The 22232-nt window shown below is 64.9% G+C and carries 16 protein-coding genes; 8 read left to right on the top strand and 8 right to left on the bottom strand.

The features are described from left to right. Nucleotides 1–110: 110 nt before the first annotated feature. Nucleotides 111–953: a carbon-nitrogen hydrolase family protein gene (locus tag RBRH_RS01830; protein WP_013434193.1), complete on the bottom strand. Its 843-nt coding sequence runs from the start codon at nucleotides 951–953 to the stop codon at nucleotides 111–113. Continuing rightward, nucleotides 950–5278 carry a YhdP family phospholipid transporter gene (locus RBRH_RS01835; protein ID WP_013434194.1) on the bottom strand — a complete coding sequence of 1443 codons (4329 nt, stop codon included), beginning with the start codon at nucleotides 5276–5278 and terminating at the stop codon, nucleotides 950–952. The genes RBRH_RS01830 and RBRH_RS01835 overlap by 4 nt, the downstream gene beginning before the upstream one ends. 116 nt (nucleotides 5279–5394) lie before the next feature. Here RBRH_RS01835 and glnE point away from each other — a divergent pair, with 116 nt between their 5' ends. Further along, nucleotides 5395–8244: a bifunctional [glutamate--ammonia ligase]-adenylyl-L-tyrosine phosphorylase/[glutamate--ammonia-ligase] adenylyltransferase gene (gene glnE / locus RBRH_RS01840; RefSeq protein WP_232509318.1), complete on the top strand. Its 2850-nt coding sequence runs from the start codon at nucleotides 5395–5397 to the stop codon at nucleotides 8242–8244. Nucleotides 8245–8251: 7 nt separating this feature from the next. Here the strand turns inward: glnE and recN are convergent, their stop codons facing one another. Both recN and RBRH_RS01850 read right to left on the bottom strand, forming a co-directional pair. Then, nucleotides 8252–9904, bottom strand: coding sequence for a DNA repair protein RecN (recN, locus tag RBRH_RS01845; RefSeq protein WP_041753032.1), 1653 nt, complete (start codon nucleotides 9902–9904; stop codon nucleotides 8252–8254). An 82-nt stretch (nucleotides 9905–9986) separates the two neighbouring features. Continuing rightward, nucleotides 9987–10886: an NAD kinase gene (locus RBRH_RS01850; RefSeq protein WP_041753033.1), complete on the bottom strand. Its 900-nt coding sequence runs from the start codon at nucleotides 10884–10886 to the stop codon at nucleotides 9987–9989. A gap of 118 nt (nucleotides 10887–11004) precedes the next feature. On the opposite strand from RBRH_RS01850, the gene hrcA reads away from it, so the two are divergent. From hrcA to RBRH_RS01865, 3 genes are all read left to right on the top strand, one after another. Further along, nucleotides 11005–12024 (top strand): heat-inducible transcriptional repressor HrcA, encoded by a 1020-nt coding sequence (hrcA, locus tag RBRH_RS01855; protein WP_013434198.1) that lies wholly within the window; start codon nucleotides 11005–11007, stop codon nucleotides 12022–12024. 151 nt (nucleotides 12025–12175) lie between these two features. Then, nucleotides 12176–13249 carry a ferrochelatase gene (hemH, locus tag RBRH_RS01860; RefSeq protein ID WP_041753034.1) on the top strand — a complete coding sequence of 358 codons (1074 nt, stop codon included), beginning with the start codon at nucleotides 12176–12178 and terminating at the stop codon, nucleotides 13247–13249. Nucleotides 13250–13256: 7 nt separating this feature from the next. Continuing rightward, a complete protein-coding gene (locus RBRH_RS01865; protein ID WP_041753036.1) occupies nucleotides 13257–13664 on the top strand; it encodes an RNA-binding S4 domain-containing protein in 408 nt (135 codons plus the stop codon). Here the strand turns inward: RBRH_RS01865 and RBRH_RS19730 are convergent. After that, nucleotides 13636–13797, bottom strand: coding sequence for a hypothetical protein (locus tag RBRH_RS19730; RefSeq protein ID WP_173362417.1), 162 nt, complete (start codon nucleotides 13795–13797; stop codon nucleotides 13636–13638). The genes RBRH_RS01865 and RBRH_RS19730 overlap by 29 nt on opposite strands. A 369-nt stretch (nucleotides 13798–14166) precedes the next feature. On the opposite strand from RBRH_RS19730, the gene grpE reads away from it, so the two are divergent. The 4 genes from grpE to pabB all read left to right on the top strand — a co-directional run bounded on the left by grpE (nucleotide 14167) and on the right by pabB (nucleotide 20084). Further along, entirely contained in the window at nucleotides 14167–14793 is a 627-nt protein-coding gene (grpE, locus tag RBRH_RS01875; protein ID WP_083813417.1) for a nucleotide exchange factor GrpE, read from the top strand. Between the two features lie 147 nt (nucleotides 14794–14940). Further along, nucleotides 14941–16878 carry a molecular chaperone DnaK gene (gene dnaK / locus RBRH_RS01880; protein WP_013434203.1) on the top strand — a complete coding sequence of 646 codons (1938 nt, stop codon included), beginning with the start codon at nucleotides 14941–14943 and terminating at the stop codon, nucleotides 16876–16878. Nucleotides 16879–17041: 163 nt separating this feature from the next. Next, nucleotides 17042–18169, top strand: a complete 1128-nt coding sequence (gene dnaJ / locus RBRH_RS01885; protein ID WP_013434204.1) for a molecular chaperone DnaJ — start codon at nucleotides 17042–17044, stop codon at nucleotides 18167–18169. Between the two features lies 1 nt (nucleotide 18170). Continuing rightward, nucleotides 18171–20084, top strand: a complete 1914-nt coding sequence (gene pabB, locus RBRH_RS01890; RefSeq protein ID WP_013434205.1) for an aminodeoxychorismate synthase component I — start codon at nucleotides 18171–18173, stop codon at nucleotides 20082–20084. Nucleotides 20085–20115: 31 nt separating this feature from the next. On the opposite strand, the gene panB is transcribed toward pabB, so the two are convergent. The 3 genes from panB to folK are packed head-to-tail and all read right to left on the bottom strand — an operon-like array spanning nucleotide 20116 to nucleotide 22188. Next, a complete protein-coding gene (gene panB / locus RBRH_RS01895; RefSeq protein WP_013434206.1) occupies nucleotides 20116–20934 on the bottom strand; it encodes a 3-methyl-2-oxobutanoate hydroxymethyltransferase in 819 nt (272 codons plus the stop codon). 22 nt (nucleotides 20935–20956) lie between these two features. Further along, entirely contained in the window at nucleotides 20957–21649 is a 693-nt protein-coding gene (locus RBRH_RS01900) for a deoxynucleoside kinase (protein ID WP_041753040.1), read from the bottom strand. Further along, complete coding sequence (gene folK, locus RBRH_RS01905; protein ID WP_041754030.1) at nucleotides 21646–22188, bottom strand: 2-amino-4-hydroxy-6-hydroxymethyldihydropteridine diphosphokinase; 543 nt, start codon at nucleotides 22186–22188, stop codon at nucleotides 21646–21648. The genes RBRH_RS01900 and folK overlap by 4 nt, the downstream gene beginning before the upstream one ends. Nucleotides 22189–22232 lie beyond the last annotated feature (44 nt).

Consider the following 22232-nt stretch of genomic DNA (forward strand, 5'->3'; position numbering starts at 1 on the left):
GGTAAATGGACAGGAGTTGGCGCCGCGACGGCACGATTCAAGCCGCGGGCGGCCTTGCTGGAAGCAGTGTGGACCGCCGCCGGCTTGCGGGCAACGACGCTGCGGTGTGCTCATGCCAGCACCCGATGCCGATACGCCGGCAGACTCTGCCGCACCTGCGTGATACGTTGGACATCGATCGTGCCCGATACTACGCCGGCACCGTCCGCGCGCACTGCGACGACCTGGCCCCATGGGTCCACTAGCATGCTGTGGCCCCATGTGCGGCGCCCGTTCTCATGCGTGCCGCCTTGGGCCGCGGCCAGCACGTAGCACTGGTTTTCGACGGCGCGCGCACGCAGCAGCATCTCCCAATGTGCATGGCCGGTCGTGTACGTGAAGGCCGATGGCACGACGATTAGCGCGCAGTCGCCAAGCTTGCGATACAACTCCGGAAAGCGCAAGTCATAGCATACCGACAAGCCCACGCGGCCGAACGGCGCGTCGAATGCGACGACGTCGGTACCGGGCCGGATCGTGCGCGCCTCGTCGAACGATTCATCATCCTTGTCAAAGTTGAACAGATGGATCTTGTCGTAGCGGGCCACGGCTCGGCCTTGTGGGTCGAACACCAGCGTGGTGTTCATCACCCGCCCCGGTTCCGGGGCCACGAGCGGCAGCGTGCCACCGATGACCCATACGCGATGCCGCGCTGCGGCATCGGCGAGAAATTGCTGAATCGGGCCGTCGCCCGGCGCTTCCCGCACGGCCAGCTTGTCGGCGTCGTGATGCCCCATGAAGCAGAAATACTCGGGCAGCAGCACGAGTTGCGCGCCGCCGGCGGCGGCTTCGGCGATCAACTCGCCGGCGGCCTGCAAGTTCCGCGACACGTCCGGCGTGCTGACCATTTGCAGCGCCGCCAGCGCGAACGTGCCGGATGCGGAGCCGCTGGCGCGAAAAACGGAGTCGTTCATTGCCGTGACACATGAGATTCAGGTCGGCCCATCTTACCGCGATCGTCCGACACCTGCTCGACCTGCGGATGCGACCACGAGCCGGTTACCGCGTAGTGGCGCGCGAACGACTGCGAAATAGGGTCGGACAAGACCAGGCCGGCGACGAAGGTACCCAGGCCGAGCAGCGGGTTGACCACGGCCGTGGCCAGTGCTGCAGTACCCACGCTCAGCGATGGGACCACCGTCACCAGCAGGTCCTGCTGCTCGCACCCGAGATCCGCGTTGCCTTGCATTGTGACTTTTGCTGCTGCACTGTTCAGCGTGAAATCTTCGGTCTTAGCGATGCCGTGGCTAATCGTGCCGGTAGCGGTCACATTGTCAAACGGCAGTCCTTCGCCAAACAACGTGCCCAAGTCCAATGTCGCCACGCGAGCAAGCGCTTGCAGGCTGAGCACGCCGAGCAGCTTGGCAGCGCCCGGCTCAACCTTTAGGATCTGGCCATGCGACAGTCCGAGCGACAAGTTTCCGCTCAACGTCGGATAATCGATGCGCGTCGGTCCACCGCGCCAGCCGACCTTGCCGGACAGCGTGCCATTGCCGCCCTTGAGCGTGCGGGGCAGGCCGAGACGGTCGAGTAGGGCACCGCCGTCGGCGATATCGAGCTTGAAATCCAGCGCAGTGCGCCGCGGGTTATCGTCGGTGCCGTTGTCGCTGGTGCTGGTGCGCGCGCGGCGTGGCGTTCTCCAGCTAGCGGTTGCCGACAGCTTGGCTGCTGGGTTCGTCACATCCAGCTTGTCCAATTGCCAGACGGGCACGCCGTTTTCATCGATGTTGCGTGCGTTGACTTCCAGCTTGCCAAAATTGTGTCCGCGCACGGTGAGTTCGTTGACGATCAGGTCGATCGCCGGGACATGCTGCGCTGGCTCCTCGAGCACGCGACTCACCAGTGTCTCGTCGTGGCTGTCCGGGACCACCAGTTTGGCCAGCCGCGCGTCAAGCTGCCCGTATGGGCTGCGCGGCGTCTTCGCGTGCCACGCGAGATGGCCGGACACATCGTCCGATGCAATATTCGCTTGCCATGCGCCCGGTGTGTGTGTCGCGCCGATTACCACGTTTTCCCAGCGGCGGTTCAACAACGTCAACGTATCGAAGTGCAGGCCGACGCGGGTGGGTACGAGTGCCGCGACATTGCCGGTCAGGTTGAACGGGGAGGCCGTGTCCGGCGAAGAAGCCGATGGGGCGGCGTAAGTCGGAGCGGGAAGTAGGGACGGCGCAGCGGCCGCTGCCGGCTCACCTGATATGGCCTCGGCGGGGATCGACATGGCATCGAGCAGTGCGCGCCACGCGTCTGCGTCGAAGTGCGCCACGTGCGCCGCCGCGGTCACGCCTTCACTGGGCAGCACCGCTTCCCGGTTCACGCCGAGCGCGCCGCGCAGGATCGCCAGCTTGTCGTCGTTGCCGCGCCGCACCAGATAAATAGCATTGAGTGGACCGAGTCGTGCATCTAGGCGACTGATGCCTGTCGCGGGTCGCTCACCGGCGGTTGCGGGCCGCAGGCGCAACGAGAACGGCATCGGCACGCCGGTCGGCTTTGTGAACGGCGCCGGCAATTGCAGCGCCAGCCCGCTCAGATCCGAGGTGGCCGAGATGTCGGGCAGTTCGTTCTTGCGCGTGCGCACGGCCACCGAGTAAGGCGCGCCGCCCGACATGCGGGTGAGCAGCGTGGCCAGCGGCCCGGGCGGCACTGCAGTCCGGGCTGCATCGGCAAGCAGGTGACCCGACACGTCGAAGCGGCTCGAGCCGTCCTGCTGGATCCCGCCGTCGGTGTGGATCTCACCGCCGAGGAACTGGCCGCTGGCACGTCCGATCGTCATCGTGTGTTCGGTGAAATCGACCTTGCCATGGATTTGCGTGACCGGCGGCAGCGCGGCGAGCTGCTTGCCGGGCACGAATGACACCGCGTTGTCCGCCAGCGTAACCGAGCCGTTCACGCCGACATGCGGCTTGTCCGGATGGCGTGGGATCGCCAGCCGCAGCGCCAGCGTCGCGTTGCCTTTCGCCCGCACGGTCTCGCCCAGGTGGTCGGACAGTACCGCCAGCGAGCTGCGATTCACGTAGTCGAGCATGTCGGCCAGCGGGCCACTGGCCACGCCGTTGATCACCAGATCCGAGTTCAGCGTGCCCAAATCATCGATGCGGCCGGTCAATTGCGTGAGGGCGACACGCTGGTAGCGTGCGCGCTGGATATCAAAGCGCAGCACGTTCTGGTCCATCCGGAACAGCCCGTCGATGCCGTCGAACGCCGGCCACACCTGCGGCGTGCCGTTGCTCATCCGCTTCGGCGGGTGCGGCGTCGGATCGAATCCGCCGTCTCGAAACGGCGCGACAATCTTGAAGATGCCCGCGTGTGGATCGTGTGTGTACGGGAACTCGGCCAGTTCGCCATGGATGGCGATCGTCGCATTGTGCGAGGTCCCGGCCGTCAGCGCATGGTCCAGGTAGGCGCGGGTATGTTCGTCGACACCGGTCGGCAGATAGCGCGCGAGGCGGGGCAGCGACAGCCGGTCGAACATCGCCTCCATGTCGAGCTTGCCGCGCCCGTGGCCGGGATTCGAGTAGGTGCCGGTCGCGCTGGCACGCACGTCGTCGTTATCGACGACGAATCGCGAGAGGTTGACGGCGACGGCCGGGCGAGTCGCATCCGACGCTAGCGGATGCGCGGTCCATGTCGCTTCGGCCGCGAATCGATTGAACGTGAGTCGTGGATTGTCGAATGCCCCTGGGATCGTGACCGCGCCGTGGGTGGTATCGATCGTCGCGTGACCGCCGTTCTGGTCGGCGTCGATCTTGCCCCAGATATTTTCTGCGCCGGGCAGGCCCACGTGCGGGTGGCCACCCGGTGTGAGGCCCGGCGGCGGCTCCTGCGCGCCGACGCTGACACCCTCGAGTGCGGCCTTGACGCGATAGCGCACGATCGGCTCGCCGCCTTCAATAGCCGCCACGCTGGCAGCTTCGCGGGTACGCGGCGCGCGGCGCTCGACCTGTATCGCATAGTTTGCCAGCGTGCCGCGCGGGTCAAATCGGTCCAGTTCGTTAAGTACAGGGTGGGGCAGCGGCAACGTGCGCACGAACTGCGCGAGCAGTCCAAGATCGACCGTACCGCCGCTGATGCGGATGAGTTGGCCACGGCCCAGCGTTGCACGGCGGAATCGGCCGTTGAATTCGCCGATGCTCAGCAGTCGGGTAATCGGCGTGCCGTCCGCCAGAGGGACCTGCCCGCCGAGTTCGGCGCGCAGATTGCCCAGGCTTAGCGTGTAATCGAGATTGCGCATGTCATTGCGCCGCAGCGACCAGTCCAGCCCGATGCTAGGCACGTCCAGCCGCGGCAGCGTCGGGTCCATGCGCAGCCGCAACGCGGACCCGGATAATGCGCCGCGTGCACCGCTCCATTCGCCAGATGCGAAGTCGAGCCACGCAGCCACGTCCAGCGTGCCGCTTTGCGCGTCCAGGCGCGCATCCGTGTAGCGGGCCAGTTCGGGCAGCGCCAGGTTGCCACTCGATACAAACATCGTGCCGGTCCAACCTGCCGGCTCGGTGAGCGGCTTCAGTGGCGAATGGCGCAAGCGTGCGCGCAAGTCGAGTGGCCCGCGCAGCAAGCGCCCGTCCGGCTGCGCCTGCACGCCGAGCCGGTGAATCAGGCCGCGGTTGTCGATGGCCACGTGGATGCCGCGCAACGTCAGCGTCGGCAAGCCGCGCTGCGCGTCGCTCCAGTGCAGGACGCCGCCGCGCAACACGATGGCGCGCTGCGTCATCAGCCAGTGCAGGAGCGCGCTGTTGCCGTGCTGGCGTGGATCCACCCGCACGCCGGCAATCGTATAGGTGCCGTCGGGGTGCCGCTCGGCGAAGATCTCGGGTTGCTCTACTATCAGGCTCGAGAGCACCGGCGCCAGACGCGGCAATGAGCGCCACGACAGCGTTGCGCTGGCGGTGGGCACCGCGAGCATGCGCTGGCCGTCCGGGCCCATGATCGTCAGTTGGTCGATGTCCAGCGTCGGCTGCAGCCCGCTCCAGCGCCCGGTTAGCCGACCGATGTGCACCTGCGCGTGCAGCGTGTCCGAGATCCGTTGCTCGATGTGCGGCCGCAGCGAATCCAACTGGGGAAAGATGACGTAGCGCAGACCGACGTACGTGGCCGCGGCGCCAAAGTACAGTGCGATGGCCACGCTCGCGCAGCATGCGAGTACGCGGCGCAGCACCTGCTCGCTCGGCCCGCGCCGCCATCCGCTCCCGGCTTGTGCGTTGCGCGCATCGTTCGGGTCGAGTGTTTCCTGGCGGTCGGGCATGCGAGGAGCGCGGAACGTATGATAGGTTGGGCGGAAAAACCAAATGTAACATACGGCATGCGAGCCAAACCCGCCGCCGCCGCGGGTTCCATTGCATGTGCCGCACCAATGACACGATGATTGACATGCCGCTGCCAAGTTCCCCGCTTGCGTCTGACGCCGCACCGCTGTTGAGCGCCGCCTACTCCCGCTATGCTGCCCGGCAGTACGCGGCACGGCCCGAACTGGCTGCGCGGGTGCGTGAGCTTGCGCGCGCGCCGCTCACGCGGCACTGGATCGAGCAGCGGCTCGCGCAGCTGGGCGCGCCGCAGAGCGAGCCTGTGGGCGACGACGTGCTCAAGCGCGCACTGCGCCTGGTGCGCACCGAACTGTTTTGTGCGGTGATGGAGCGCGACCTGGCCGGGCTGGCCGATGTGCCGGAGGTGACCGGCACGATGACGGATTTGGCCGAAGTGGCGATCCGCCGCTCGCTTGCCACGATCAGTGCTGAGTTGCACGCGCTGTATGGCATGCCGCTGAACGCGCAGCGACAGCCGCAGACGCTCGGCGTGGTTGGCATGGGCAAGCTCGGCGGACGCGAGTTGAACGTGTCCTCGGACATCGACTTGATTTTCGTCTACGAGGACGACGGCGAGACCGAGGGTGGCTCCCGCGCGCCGATCTCGAATCAAGACTTCTTTACCCGGGTCGGGCGCCGGCTGATCGGTGCGCTGGCCGAGCATACCGCGGATGGATACGTGTTCCGCGTGGACATGCGGTTGCGTCCGAACGGTGATTCGGGTCCGCTTGTCTGCAGCATCGGCATGCTGGAAGAGTACTTCTATGTGCAGGGGCGCGAATGGGAACGCTACGCTTGGATCAAGGCACGGCTGGTGTCGGACGTGGACAGCGATGCTGGCGCGCGACTGGCGGCGCAGCTCGAGGCACAAGTCAGGCCATTCGTCTACCGCCGTTATCTCGATTTCGGCGTGATCGCGGCGATCCGGGCGCTGCATGTGCAGATCCGTCAGGAGGCCGCCCGCCGCGCGTCGTCGCGCCGTGACAAGGCCGATGACATCAAGCTAGGTCGCGGCGGCATCCGCGAGATTGAGTTCACCGCGCAGGTTTTCCAATTGATCCGGGGCGGTCAGGACGCCGGGTTTCGTATTCGGCCGACGCTGGCGGTACTCGATCATGCCGCCTCGCACGGCTTGATCGCGCGTGGCGCGGTTCAGCGACTTGCGCAGGCGTATCACATGCTGCGCTGCATCGAGCACCGGCTGCAATATGTGAACGACGCGCAAACCCATGCGATGCCCGTGGACGAAGGCGAGCGCGCGCAACTGGCAGCATCACTCGGTTTTGCCGACTATCCGGCGCTGCTGGCCGTGCTGGAGTGCCACCGCGAGTTCGTCGCGCAGCAGTTCGACCAGATCTTCGCTCGCAAGCGTGGCAACGCGGCCGCGGCTGGTGCCGGTGACCCAGCGCTTGGTAAGGTTGGCGGCACGGCGTGGGGGGAAGCTGCCACATGGATCTGGAGCAGTGCACTTGCCGATGAGGCGGCCGACGATGAGTTGCGCGTCCGGCTTGCATCGCTGGGGTTCAACGACCCGCCAGCCATCCTGTTGCGATTGCACGCGGTCTGGCAGTCCGCGCGTTATGCCAGCCTGCCGGAGCGTCATCGGGCGCGTTTCGACACGCTCGTGCTGCGCGCATTGGAGGCGGCGCCGACGCATTGCCATGAAAGGGTCGATGCGACGCTGCTGCGTTTTCTCGATCTGCTCGAGGCGGTCGCGCGGCGAGGCTCGTACCTGGCGCTGCTGGTTGAGTATCCGGCTGCGCTGGCACGCGTGTTCGCCGTGCTTGGCGAGTCGCGTTGGGCCGCCGGCTATCTGATCCGCCATCCGCAGGTACTCGACGAGTTGCTCGACGACGAGGCGCTGGCCAGCCCGTTTGACTGGACCGAATTCAAGCGGATGCTGCTCGCCCGACTTGCCGATGCAGACGGCGCTGAGCACCAGATGGATCTGCTGCGTCACGCGCACCAGGCCGAGGTGTTCCGGATCCTGCTGCTGGATCTCGGCGGCCATCTATCGGTCGAGCACATCAGCGACCGGTTGTCGGAACTGGCCGACGCGGTTCTGGATGTGACGCTGCAGACCGTATGGCCGCAGTTGGCCCGCCGTCATTGCGACGTGCCGCGCTTCTCGATTATTGCGTACGGCAAGCTCGGCGGCAAGGAACTCGGTTATGCGTCAGACCTGGACCTTATCTTTCTGTACGACGATCCCGACGAGCGTGCCGCAGAGATCTATGCGCTGTTTGCACGACGGCTGATTACGTGGCTGACCATGTCTACTGGCGCTGGCACGCTGTTCGACGTGGACCTGAGGCTCAGGCCGAACGGCGAGGCCGGGCTGCTGGTCACGAGCCTCACCGCCTTCCGGCGGTACCAATTGCGCGAGGGGGACGCGGCCAACGCCGCGTGGGTATGGGAGCACCAGGCATTGTCACGCGCGCGCTTCTGCGCCGGGGATGCGGCCATCGGCGCGCAGTTCGAAGCGATCCGTGCCCAGGTGCTCGCTCAGCCGCGCGATGCGCGGACGCTGGCCACGGAGATCGCCGCGATGCGGCAAAAGGTGGCCCAAGGCCATCCCAATCCCACGGCACTGTTCGATCTGAAGCACGATCGCGGCGGCATGGTCGATATCGAATTCATCGTCCAGTATTGGGTGCTGCTGCATGCCGGCGCACATCCGGCGCTGCGGCGCAACACCGGCAACATCGCGTTGCTGCGCGAGGCGGCCCGCATCGGGCTGATGTCCGAGACACAGGCGGAGCAGGTTGGCGGCGCCTATCGAGCCTATCGCAAGTTGCAACATGCGCTGCGGCTCGATGGAATGGACAAGGCGCGCGTGCCGCCGGAGCGCGTGCAGGCCGAGCGCGACGCGGTCACGCGACTCTGGGAGCAGGTCTTCGGCGCGTGAAGACGCTTCAAGCGGCCAGCATTTCCTTCGCGTGCTTGCGTGTGGTGGCGGTAATCTCGACGCCCCCGAGCATGCGCGCGACCTCCTCGACGCGGCTCGCGCGATCCAGCGCGGTCACTTCGCTGAGCGTTGCGCCTTGCGCATCGGTGGACTTGGCCACGCTGAAGTGGTGCTCGCCGCGGGCGGCGACCTGCGGCAGGTGGGTCACGCACAACACTTGCCGGATCTGGCCGAGTTGGTGCAGCAGTCGCCCAACGACTTCCGCGACGGCGCCGCCGATGCCGCTGTCGACTTCGTCAAAGATCAGTGTCGGCGTTGGGCTCGCAGTGCTCGCGATCACCGACAGCGCGAGGCTGATGCGTGCCAACTCGCCCCCGGAAGCCACTTTCGCCAGCGGCCGCAACGGCACGCCGGCGTGGCCGGCCACGCGGAACTCGACCTGCTCGAGCCCATGCTGGCCGCCTTCGGGCAAGGGCTCCAACGCGACGTCGAACCGCCCGCCGGCCATCGACAAGTCTTGCATCCCGGTGGTTACCGCGCTGCTCAACGCCTTGGCCGCCTTGGCGCGGGCCTTGGAGAGTCGCTCCGCCAGCGTCATATAGGCTTGCTTCGCGCGTGCCTGCGCGGCGTGCAACGCGTCGATATCCGTCGTTGCATCCAGCGCTTGCAATTGGGCGCGCCGTGCCAGCAACTCGTCGGGTAGTGCATCCGGTTGCATCCTGAATTTGCGCGCAGTTGAATGCAGTGCATCGAGCCGGGCTTCGACCTGCGCGAGCCCCGCCGGGTCCAGCTCGAGCCGCTGCGCGTAGTGGGTCAGCGAGTAGGCTGCTTCCTGCAGTTGAATTTCGGCCGGCTCCAGCGCGGCCAACGCGTCGCCGAGCGCGCTGTCGATCTCGGCCAGGTCGCGCAGTTTCGCGATGAGGGTGCCCAGTTGCGTGATCATGGCATCGTCCGACTCGGACAGGGCGCCTAACGCCGCCTGCACACCGTCGATCAGGTTCGCCGCGTGCGACAGCCGGCGGTGCTCGGCACTGATCTCATCCCATTCGCCGGGTTGCGGCGCCAGCTTCTCAAGCTCCGACAATTGCCACACTAGCCGCTCGCGCTCGAATTGCACCTCGCGCTCCCGCGCTTGCGCGGCCTGCACGGCTGCCGCCGCGTCGCGCCAGCCGCGCCACGCCCGAGCGACGTCCGCAGCCAGCGCTGTCAGGCCCGCGTGCGCATCGAACAACTCGCGCTGCGCGTCGCCGCGCATCAGCAACTGGTGGGCGTGCTGGCCGTGGATGTCCACCAGCATTTCGCCGATGTCTCGCAACTGGCCAAGCGTGGCGGCCGTGCCGTTGATGAACGCACGCGAGCGGCCGTTGGCGTCGAGCACGCGGCGCAGCACCACGTGCCCGCTGCCGTCATCGAACGCATGCTCGGCCAGCCACCGAGCGGCGCTCTCATGCGCGTCGAACTCTGCGGTGATGTCCGCACGGCTCTGACCGATGCGCACCACTGTCGCGTCGGCTCGCGCGCCGAGCGCCAGCGCCAACGCGTCGATTAGAATGGATTTGCCGGCGCCGGTTTCGCCGGAAAAAACGGTAAAGCCACGCTCGAACTCAATGTCGAGCGAGGCGACGATGACAAAGTCCCGGATCGACAGATGACGCAGCATAGGCGAACGAAAGCGGTCGTCGTAAAAGGCGGATTGGGTGGGTTGGCAGCGATTGAGCCGGCGGGCGGCGACGGGCACCGGCTTAGCCGGGCTCGTCCTCGCCGAGCGACGAGTGCGCATTCCAGTGCAGCTTCTTGCGCAAGGTCCGGTAATAACTGTAGCCGACCGGATGCAGGAACGGCACCGTGTGCTTGGAGCGTTGTACCTCGATCGTATCCTCGAGTTGTAACGCGGTGAACGACTGCATGTCGAAATTCACGTTGACGTCGCGCCCGCCGATGATCTGGATTGCGATTCGGCACGTGTCGGGCAGCACGATCGGCCGGTTCGACAACGCGTGTGGCGCGATCGGCACCAGCACGATCCCTTGCAATTGCGGATGCAGCAACGGGCCGTTGGACGAGAGCGCGTACGCGGTGGAGCCGGTTGGCGTGGCCACGATCAACCCGTCCGAGCGCTGGTCCGACATGAAGTGGCCGTCGACCGACACGCGTAGCTCTGCCATCCCGGAGAAGCCGCTGCGGTTCACGACGACGTCGTTAAGCGCCTGCGCATGATAGATTGGCTCGCCGTTGCGCATGATGCGGGCCTCCAGCAACGAGCGCTCCTCGCGCTCATGGCTGCCCGACAGCATTTGCGGCACCAACTGCTTCATGTCGGCGATCGCGATATCGGTGATGAAGCCGAGTCGGCCATGGTTGACGCCAATGAGCGGGGTATGGTAAGGCGCGAGTTGCCGGCCGATGCCCAGCATTGTGCCGTCGCCGCCGAGCACGACGGCGACGTCAGCGCGCGCGCCGATCTGTGCCGGCGTGAGCGCCGGATAGGCGTGCAAATCGTTCTCGCGCGCCGTGTCGGCTTCGAATACGATTTGAAAGCCGCGTTGTGTCAGGCAGCCGGCGAGCGCGGCAAGCGGCTCGCCGATGCCAGGCGTGTTGTTGCGCCCGATCAGCGCAACGGTCTTGAATTGGCCCATTTCCATGCCCGCATTACACCATAGGTATCTGACAAACTGTATGCCTTCGTGTTTTGGCTCGCCCGTGCGCGTCGGATCGATGGCAATCCTCGCCGCGCGCAAGATTTAAGCTAGAATTTTCGCTATGTTAGATCCTCGTGCCCAGACCCTGCTTAAGACGCTGATCGAACGGTATATCGCCGAAGGTCAGCCGGTCGGTTCGCGCACGTTGTCCAAGTATTCGGGGCTTGAACTGAGCCCGGCGACGATCCGCAACGTGATGTCCGATCTCGAGGAGCTTGGGCTTGTCGCCAGTCCTCATACGTCGGCCGGGCGGATTCCGACGCCACGCGGCTACCGGTTGTTCGTCGACACGATGCTGACCGTGCAGCCCGACGCGCAGGAAGCTGAGGTCAAGCTTGCGGTGCAGGACAAGTTCAAGCCGGGCGAGACGCAGAAGGTCGTCGCGGCGGCAGCCAGCGTGCTGTCCAACTTGTCGCAGTTTGCCGGCGTTGTGCTCACGCCGCGGCGCAGCCACGTGTTTAAACAGATCGAGTTCATGCGGCTGTCCGACAAGCGGATCTTGCTGATCATCGTCACCCCCGAAGGTGACGTGCAGAACCGAATCATGGCGACCCAGCGCGACTATTCGCCGTCGCAGCTGACCGAGGCTTCCAACTATATCAACACGCATTATGCGGGCTTGTCGTTTGACGAGGTGCGACGCCGACTGCGTGAGGAAATCGACGCGCTGCGCGGCGACATGATGCAACTGATGCAGGCCGCCGTCACCGCTAGCACGGAAACCGACGACGAATCCGACAACGTACTGATTTCGGGTGAGCGGAACTTGCTCGAAGTGGCCGATCTGTCGTCCGACATGGCGCGCCTGCGTAAGCTATTCGATGTCTTTGACCAAAAGACTAGCCTGCTACAGTTGCTCGACGTATCGAGCCATGCGCAGGGCGTGCAGATCTTCATCGGTGGAGAATCCACGCTCGTGCCGATCGAGGAAATGAGCGTTGTGACCGCGCCGTATGAGGTCGATGGCAAGATCGTCGGCACGCTTGGCGTGATTGGGCCGACCCGCATGGCGTACAACCGCGTGATTCCGATCGTCGACATCACCGCCCGGCTGCTGTCATTCGCGCTGTCTCAGCATTGACGCGGGCCTGCGGGTCCGCCGGAGTCGATGCGTCGCGCCGCGCCACTATCCGGATGGCCAGCCTCCAGCCTCCGTGCCACGGCGGCAAATGCCGAGCGGCCGTTATAATCGGATAACAAGTGCACCATTGCGGTGCTCAACGGATCCTCTCATGCATTTTGATCTTGAGCTGCCCTCGCAGCCGAGCGCATCGCACCGGGTCGGCGTGCTGCTGATCAACCTCGGCACCCCCGCTGCACCGACGCCGCGCGCGGTGCGGCGCTACTTGGCCGAGTTCTTGTCCGACCCACGCGTCGTCGAGATCCCTGCGCCGCTCTGGCAGATTGTGCTGCGCGCGCTGATCCTGCCGTTGCGCGGCCGCGCGTCGGCGCGCAAGTACGCGGCGATCTGGGAGGCGGAGGGCTCGCCGCTGCGCGTGCACACCGAGCGGCAGGTCGACGGCCTGAGGCAGTGGCTGGCGGCAGGCCGGTGTTCCGTGCTCGTCGACTATGCCATGCGCTATGGCACACCCAGCATCGGCAACGTGCTGAATCAACTCAAGCGCGCCGGCGCTGAGCGGGTGCTATTGGTGCCGCTGTATCCGCAATATTCAGCCTCGACCAGCGCCAGCGCATTCGATGCAGCGTTCTGCGCGCTGGCGCGTATGCGCAATCAACTGGAGATCCGCACGATCAAGCATTATGCGGACCATCCCGCCTATATCGAGGCGCTGGCGTCTCAAGTGCTGCACTATTGGCAGCAGCACGGCCGACCCGATTTCACGGCCGGCGATCGGCTGTTGTTGAGCTTTCATGGCGTGCCCAAGCGCACGTTGGATTTGGGCGATCCCTATGCCGAGCAATGCCGGCAAACCGCGACGTTGCTGGCCCATGCGCTCGGGTTGACCGAGGTCGAATGCCGGCTCACATTCCAGTCGCGGTTCGGACGCGCGCAATGGCTGCAACCTTATACCGCACCGACGCTGCAGGAGTTGGGCGCGGCCGGAGCCGGTCGGGTTGACGTGTTCTGCCCGGGCTTCACGTCCGATTGCCTCGAAACGCTCGAGGAAATCGGCATCGAGGGTCGTGATACGTTCTTGCGGGCGGGAGGGCGCGAGTTCCATCGGATTCCGTGTGTCAACGATGCGCAACCGTGGATCCGCGCGCTGGCCGAGATCGTCGTCACCCATTTGCAAGGGTGGCCGATTGCTGCATCGCAACAGGGCGCGGCGGCGACATCGGCGTGAGGGACCGATGAAGTTAAAGATTTCGACCGATCCTCACGCGCGGCTGCGCATCGACAAGTGGCTGTGGGCGGCGCGGTTTTTCAAGACCCGCTCACTGGCAGCCGACGCGCTTGGCAAGGGCCGGGTGCGCATCGGCGGCGAGTCGGTGAAGGCGGCCAAGGAGGTGCGCGTCGGCGACATGGTGCAAATCGACATCGAGCGCATCGTATGGGAAGTGCAGGTGCGCGGCGTATGTGAGGTGCGCGGCCCGGCGGCGATCGCGCAGACGCTATACGAGGAGACGCCGACTGGTAACGCGCGGCGGCTGGCCGAGTTGGAGCGGCGCAGGACCTTCCGGGAGCCGGCTGCGACGCTTCACGGGCGGCCGACGAAACGCGATCGACGCATCATGGACAAACTGTCTGGTGCGGATTGAACAGGGACTCGAGCGTTGCGTGGACGCCGCCATACTCGATCGTGGATTCGGTGACGGCACCGGACATACAAATGACGGTCGTTCCCGCGATCAATACCACGGCGACCACCCCAATGGCAAAGGTCAGTTTCATGGCACGGGCGGAAACGGGCATTTGGCTGGGCGGTGGCGAGCGCCATTGACGAAATCCAGGGTGTACGTGTCTTAAAGCGCCTTATAGCAAAGTGTAGGTCAGCGCCGCCGGGCACTCAATCTATTTGCGGTGAACATACGGGAATTCGTGTAACACATGCGGAAAATCATGTAACGGTATATTGCAACGCCACGGTGGCCACGCCATACGGCGCTGTGCCACGACTTTTTACGGCGGGCTATTGAAAAGGCCTGCTGCGACCCCATGTCGATTGCGCAACCACGGTTTCCCGTGTGCTGGCGCCCGTTGGGCCGACCGGGCGCGGGAACAGCCGAATCGAACCATTGACTGAAATTGACCACGGCCATCATGGAAGAGAAGCAAGCAAGCCAGCATCGCCCCGCATCGGATACGGAACCCGCCGGCAACGGCACGCAAACGGCGCAGGACGCACAGGTGCAACCGGCCGAGGCTCAGCGCAAGGACGCCGCGGCGGCACAGCCGGGCGCCGACAATGGGCAATTGGGCGAGGCCCATGCCGCCGCCGAAGCCAACGCGCTCGAGCAAGCGCAGGCCAAGATCGCCGAGTTGCAAGAGAGTTTCCTGCGCGCCTGCGCGGAGACCGAGAACGTGCGGCGGCGCGCGCAGGACGACGTCGCTAAGGCGCACAAGTTCGCGATCGAGAGTTTTGCCGAACACCTGCTGCCGGTCGTTGACAGCCTGGAGGCTGCGTTGGCGGACAACGCCGGCGACTTGGCGAAGGTGCGCGAGGGCGTCGAGCTGACGTTGCGCCAATTGTCGAGCGCGCTGGAGAAGGGGCGCGTCGTGCAGATCAATCCGATCGGCGAGAAATTCGACCCGCACCGGCACCAGGCGATTTCGATGGTGCCGGCCGAGCAGGAGGCCAACACTGTGGTCAGCGTGTTGCAAAAAGGCTACGTGATTGCCGACCGCGTGCTGCGCCCAGCGCTGGTTACCGTGGCCGCGCCTAAGTGAGTGCGGCCGGCGTTTGGCCATGGCAAAGTCCGTGTGCACGCCAGGGTATTGAAATCAGCGCTGTTGCACCCACGTTGTGGGCAGACGTGAATGAATGACCGCGTGCTGCGCGGGTCTAGCTAGATCAAAGCCAGGAGATTAGTAAAAATGGGCAAGATTATCGGGATCGACCTCGGTACCACGAATTCGTGCGTGGCGCTGATGGAAGGCAACCAGGTGCGGGTGATCGAGAACTCGGAAGGCGCGCGCACGACGCCTTCGATTATCGCGTATATGGACGATGGCGAGATTTTGGTTGGCGCGCCGGCCAAGCGTCAGTCCGTGACGAATCCGAAAAACACGCTGTTTGCCGTCAAGCGGCTGATTGGCCGTCGTTTTGAAGAGAAGGAAGTGCAGAAGGACATCGGCCTGATGCCTTACCAGATCATCAAGGCGGACAATGGTGACGCGTGGGTACAGGTGCGCGACAAGAAGCTCGCGCCGCCGCAGATTTCCGCCGAAGTGCTGCGCAAGATGAAGAAGACGGCCGAGGATTACCTCGGCGAGCCGGTGACTGAAGCGGTGATCACCGTGCCGGCGTACTTCAACGACAGCCAGCGGCAAGCCACGAAGGACGCGGGCCGCATCGCTGGCCTGGACGTGAAGCGGATCATCAACGAGCCGACTGCCGCGGCGCTCGCATTCGGACTGGACAAATCCGGGAAGGGCGATCGCAAGATCGCGGTCTATGACTTGGGCGGTGGCACGTTCGACATCTCGATCATCGAGATCGCGGACGTGGACGGCGAAATGCAATTCGAGGTGTTGTCGACCAACGGCGACACGTTCCTCGGTGGTGAGGACTTCGACCAGCGGATCATCGACTACATCATCGGTGAATTCAAGAAGGAGCAGGGCGTTGACCTGTCCAAGGACGTGCTCGCGCTGCAACGGCTGAAGGAAGCGGCCGAAAAGGCCAAGATCGAGCTGTCGAGTTCGGCACAAACCGAAATCAACCTGCCGTACATCACGGCGGACGCGTCCGGCCCGAAGCACTTGAACCTGAAGGTTACCCGCGCGAAGCTGGAGGCGCTGGTCGAGGAGCTGATCGAGCGCACGATCGAGCCGTGCCGCATCGCGATCAAGGACGCGGGTGTGAAGGTCGGTGACATCGATGACGTGATCCTAGTGGGCGGCATGACGCGGATGCCGAAGGTGCAGGACAAGGTCAAGGAGTTCTTCGGCAAAGAGCCGCGTCGCGACGTGAACCCGGACGAGGCGGTCGCGGTCGGCGCGGCGATCCAGGGCCAGGTGCTCTCCGGCGACCGCAAAGATGTGCTGCTGCTGGACGTGACGCCGCTGTCGCTGGGCATCGAGACGCTGGGCGGCGTGATGACGAAGATGATCAACAAGAACACGACGATCCCGACCAAGCACACGCAGGTGTACTCGACGGCCGACGATAACCAGTCGGCGGTGACAATCAAGGTGTTCCAGGGCGAGCGCGAGATGGCGGTCGGCAACAAGCTGCTGGGCGAGTTCAATCTGGAGGGCATCCCGCCCGCGCCGCGCGGCGTGCCGCAGATCGAAGTGACGTTCGACATCGACGCGAACGGCATCTTGCACGTGCATGCGCGTGACAAGGGCACGGGCAAGGAGAACAAGATCACGATCAAGGCCAATTCAGGCCTGTCCGAGGCTGAGATCGAGAAGATGGTGAAGGATGCCGAGGCGAACGCCGAGGAGGATCACCGTCTGCGTGAGTTGGCCGACGTGCGCAACCAGGGTGACGCGCTGGTGCACAGCACGAAGAAGGCGCTGTCCGACTACGGCGACAAGATCGACGCGAGTGAGAAGAGCGCGATCGAGGCTGCGCTCAAGGAACTGGAGGAAGCGCTGAAGAGCGCGTCCGACAAGGCGCAGGTCGAGGCGAAGATCGAGGCGCTGTCGAAGGTGTCGCAAAAGCTCGGTGAGAAGATGTACGCCGACATGCAGGCCCAGGCGGGTGCGGCTGGAGCCGCGCCCGACGCGCAGTCCGCTGCGCCGTCCGGCAAGGCCGAGGACGACGTTGTTGACGCTGACTTCAAGGAAGTGAAGAAGGACTGAGCGAAGCGGCGGTGGCAGCCGGTGGACGGGACGCGAGGCGTGCCGCGTCCACCGCACTGGCCACCTATGTGCTATCGTGCACCGCAGCACGGTGGTGAAGACAGCGCGCCTGGCGGGCTTAGCAGCTCTCCGGGCCTATTTTGTTTTGTGGCATTGACTCGATATGGCCAAACGAGACTACTACGACGTGCTGGGTGTCGCCAAGAATGCGTCCGATGACGACATCAAGAAGGCGTATCGGAAGCTGGCAATGAAGTACCACCCGGACCGCAATCCTGGCAACAAGGATGCGGAAGAGCATTTCAAGGAGGCGAAGGAGGCCTACGAAATGCTGTCCGACTCGCAGAAGCGTGCCGCGTACGATCAGTACGGCCATGCGGGTGTCGACCCGAACATGGGCGCCGCGGGCGCACAAGGCTTTGGCGGCTTCGCCGATGCGTTCGGCGACATTTTCGGCGATATCTTTGGACAAGCCGCAGGCGGCGGCCGGCGGGCCGGCCCGCAGGTGTACCGCGGCGCGGACCTGCGCTACAGCATGGAGATCACGCTGGAGCAGGCCGCACATGGCTATGAGACGCAAATCCGCGTACCGAGTTGGGCATCGTGCCAGGTATGCCGTGGCTCCGGCGCGAAGCCGGGCACCAAGCCCGAGACGTGCCCGACCTGCCATGGGCAGGGCCAGGTGCGCATGTCGCAGGGTTTCTTCAGCATCCAGCAGGCGTGTCCAAAGTGCCACGGCACTGGGACGTACGTTCCGGAGCCGTGCGCTCATTGCCACGGCGTCGGCAAGGTTAAGGAAAACAAGACGCTGGAGGTGAAGATTCCGGCCGGCATCGACGAGGGGATGCGGATCCGTTCTGCCGGCAACGGCGAGCCGGGCATCAATGGCGGTCCGAACGGCGATCTGTATGTGGAGATCCACATCAAGCCGCACACCGTCTTCGAGCGTGACGGCGACGATCTGCATTGCCAGATGCCGATCGCGTTCACCACCGCGGCGCTGGGCGGCGAGATCGAGGTGCCGACGCTGGCCGGCAAGGCATCGTTCACCGTGCCAGAGGGCACGCAATCGGGCAAGACATTCCGTCTACGCGGCAAGGGCCTCAAGGGTTTGCGCTCGAGCCTGCCGGGCGACCTGTACGTGCACGTGCAGGTGGAGACGCCGGTCAAGCTGACCGATACGCAGCGTGACCTGCTGCGCCAGTTCGAAAAGTCGCTGGTCGAAGGGGGCGGGCGGCATAGCCCGCAGAGCAAGGGATGGTTCGATCGCGTGAAGAGCTTCTTCGAGTGACATGATGGCAGCTGATGCGGGGGCGGGGCGGGCTGCGGGCAACCCTGACAGCACCCGCGTGTTCGCGCTGCTCGACGACTGTGTGCCCGGCGAGGCGTTGGCCGATGCCCCTGCATGCCGCTCGCGTCTCTATACGGCGTTCTCGCATGAGCGCACTTGCACCGATCCCGGTCGGCTCGATGCAGTGCTTGCCGAAGTCGATGCAGATCTGCGCACGGGTCTGCATGCGTTGTTGCTTGCGGACTACGAATGGGGTGTACGGCTGCAATGCCCGGCCAAGCAGTCCGGCGGCGGTGCGCTGCGTATTCTTCTGTTCCGCGAGTTGCGCCGCCTGTCCTCGGAGCAGGTCGCAGCGTGGTTGCAGCAGCAGGACGGCGGCCGCGCGGATCCCGGGGTGGCTGGCATCGCGAACGTGCGCAGCAGCGTCACGCGTGACGCGTTCGACGACGCGATCACGCGCATTCATGCCGCATTGCGTGACGGCGATTCCTATCAAGTCAACTATACGTATCGGCTCGCGTTCGAGATGTTCGGCTCGGCGCCTGCGTTGTATCGACGCTTGCGGGCGCGCCAGCCGGTGCCGTTTGGCGCGTTGCTGGCGCTGCCCGACGGCACCCATGTGCTGTCGTTGTCGCCCGAACTGTTCGTCGAGCATCGTGGCGGGACGATCGTCGCGCGGCCGATGAAAGGCACGGCGTCGCGTGCGAATGACAAGCAACTCGACGCGCGGCAAGCGCGGGCGCTGGCCGCCGACGAAAAGAACCGGGCAGAGAACCTGATGATCGTCGACTTGCTGCGCAACGATCTGGGTAAAATCGCGCGGACCGGCTCGGTTCGCGTGCCCGCGCTGTTTGCGCTCGAGCCGTACGCGTCGGTGTGGCAAATGACGTCGACCGTGCACGCGCGCGTGCGTGACGAGATCGGTTTTGCCGATGTGCTGCGGGCGCTTTTTCCGTGTGGCTCGATTACCGGCGCGCCGAAGGTTCGCACGATGGCGTTAATCGAGTCGATCGAGACGACACCACGCGGGTTGTATACTGGCGCGATCGGGTGGCTCGACCCGGCTGCCGACGCGCGTCCGCTCGGCGATTTTTGCCTGTCAGTGGCCATTCGCACGTTGGTGTTGGAGCCGCGATCGACCTCCGGCATGGGCGCCAACGTGCAGGCGGGCACGCTCGGGGTGGGCGCCGGCATCGTGCTGGACAGCGTCGCGCACGACGAATATCTCGAATGTGCATTAAAGGCTCGCTTCTTGACCGAGGCGGACCCCGGCTTCCAGTTGTTCGAGACAATGTATGCAACGCGGGAGGGCGTGCGGCATGAAGCTCTTCATGTTGCCCGTGTCGAGCGCAGCGCGCGCTATTTCGGCTTCCCGTTCGAGGCCGGCGTGTTTGCGGCGCGGCTTGCAAAGGCCTGTGCGGCGCTCGCGCCGGGCGGCGCCTATCGGATGCGCGCGACGCTGCGCAAGGACGGGGTCATCGACGTCAGCGCGGCGCCATTGCTCCCACTCGCGCCCGGTCCGGTGCGCGTGATGCTGGCGGCCGATCACGGCATGGCTGCCCCGTACCCGGATGATCCGTTGCTGCGTCACAAGACCACCTGCCGGGATGCCTATGACCGGGCATGGCGACTCGCGGAAACTCACCACGCGTTTGACTTGTTGTTTTTCAATCGGCGTGGCGAGCTGACCGAAGGCGGCCGCAGCACGGTATTCGTGCGAATCGACGGCCGCTGGGTCACCCCGCCACTGGCCAGCGGCGTATTGCCCGGTGTCATGCGCTCGGTGCTGCTCGCGGACCCGGCGTGGCAGGCCATCGAGCAGCCGATCACGCGCGCCGACTTTGAGCGCCGCGATGCGCTTGTTGTCTGCAATGCGCTGCGCGGCGTGATGCCGGCACAATTGCTTCGCTTTTAGCTTCGCCTTCTTCGCCTTGAGCGACGTCGATTCAGAACGTATGCTCTGCGGTGGGGAACGTCCGATCCTTGACCGCGCGCACGTAGGCCTGGACGGCTGCCTCGATCGATGGCTGGCCGGCCATGAAGTCCTTGACGAACCGGGGCCGCTTGCCAGGGAACACGCCGAGCATGTCATGCAACACCAGTACCTGACCCGAGCAGTCGACGCCGGCGCCGATGCCGATCGTCGGAATCGTCAGTGCCGCGGTGACCTGGGCCCCCAACGCGGCAGGGATCGCTTCGAGCACGACCATTTGCGCGCCGGCCTGCTCGAGCAATTGGGCGTCCTTTTTCAACTGTTCGGCCGCCAGATCGCTCTTGCCTTGGACCTTAAAGCCGCCGAACGCGTGCACCGACTGCGGCGTGAGCCCCAAGTGCGCGCAGACCGGCACCGACCGTTCGACCAGGAAGCGGATCGTCTCAGCAAGCCATGCACCGCCCTCAAGCTTGACCATCTGTGCGCCCGCCTGCATGAGCTTGACGGCGCTTGAATACGCGTCTGCTAGCGTACCGTAGCTGCCGAACGGCAAATCCGAGACGACCAGCGCGTTGCCGCGGCTGCCGCGCGCCACGCTGGCGGTGTGGTATGCGATATCCGCTACGCTGACCGGCAACGTTGTGGTCTGGCCCTGCAACACGTTGCCGAGCGAGTCGCCGATGAGGAGCACGTCCACGCCCGCACGCTCGAGTAATGCCGCAAAGCTTGCGTCGTAGCACGTCAGCATCGCGATCGGCTCGCCGGCCTCACGCATCTGCTGAAGGCGCGGAACAGTGACGGCACGACGGCCAGAATTCTGCAGATAGCTCATAACAAATGATCCTTGGAGAGCGTCATCGCGCCGTGCCCTTCACCCATACCGCCTTGCGGCCGCGCATCGATCCAATGTGCTTGACCAGCAAGTCCAGGTCTGCGTCAGATCCTGCCAGATCCAGATGGTCGGTATTGACGCTGAGCAGCGGCGCGTCGTCGTAGTGATAGAAAAATTCGCTGTACGCGTCGCACAATGCGCGCAGGTACGCATCGGTGATATGCGTCTCCATCGCAATCGCGCGCTTTTGAATCCGGGCGAACAGCGTTTCCGGACTGGCTTGAAGGTAGATCACGAGATCCGGCGCTGGCCGGGCGAGCGGCACGCGGGCGGCCAGCGCGCGATACAGCGTGAATTCGTCGTCGGGCAGCGTCAGGCGGGCAAACAACTCATCTTTCTGCGGCAGAAAGTCCGCGGCGAGTGGCGTGCCGCGCTGCCGCGCATCCGCTATCGCGCGCATTTGCGTCTCACGCTGCAGCAGGAAGTCCAACTGCGCCGGTAACGCGTAGCGTGCGTTGTCGTGATAGAAGCGCTCGAGGAACGGATTGTCAGCCGCGCGCTCAAGCAGCGTTTGCATGGACCAGCGTGTTGCCAGTTGCGTCGCCAGCGTGGTCTTGCCGACGCCAATTGGCCCCTCGATCACCAGGTAGCCCAGGGGCGTATGCTGCGCCGGCGCATGGACGGTGAGCGGTGGCACAACAGCGGACGGGTTCATCGGCGCGGCCCCGACTGGCCGCCCACGATCGCAGCGGCGACGCGTCGGAACGGACATTGGCAGGGATCGACCTTTTCGATGCGCTGCGACACAACGCCAGTCAGGTAACGGTCCGCACGGCCCAGCGCGGGAATCTCGATCGCTGCGTCCAGTTCGAGTAGCGGCACTAGTGCGAACGCCCGCTCGGATAACCGTGGGTGCGGCACCGTCAGGTCGTGCTCGTCGAGTTGCACGGTGCCGTACAGCAGAATATCGATGTCTAGCGTCCGAGGTGCGTTCCGGTACGGGCGCTCGCGGCCGAAGTGATGCTCAATGCCGTGGCACAGGGCAAGCAGCTGCCGTGCGGCAAGCGTGGTATCGATCTTCACCACGCAATTGTAGAAGTCGTCGCCACCGGCATCGACCGGGGCAGTGCGGTACAGGCTCGATTTCGCAAGCACGGTGACGGGCGCCTGCTGCGCGAGGCAGACCACGGCGTCCTTCAGCGTCTGGCGCGCGTCGCCAAGGTTCGCGCCCAGGCCAAGATAGGCTACGGTCATGACGTCGACTCCTGCTGCATTTGATGGTCGGCGTGCGCGCAAGC

This window comes from Mycetohabitans rhizoxinica HKI 454 (genome assembly GCF_000198775.1).
Classification (GTDB): Bacteria; Pseudomonadota; Gammaproteobacteria; order Burkholderiales; family Burkholderiaceae; genus Mycetohabitans; species Mycetohabitans rhizoxinica.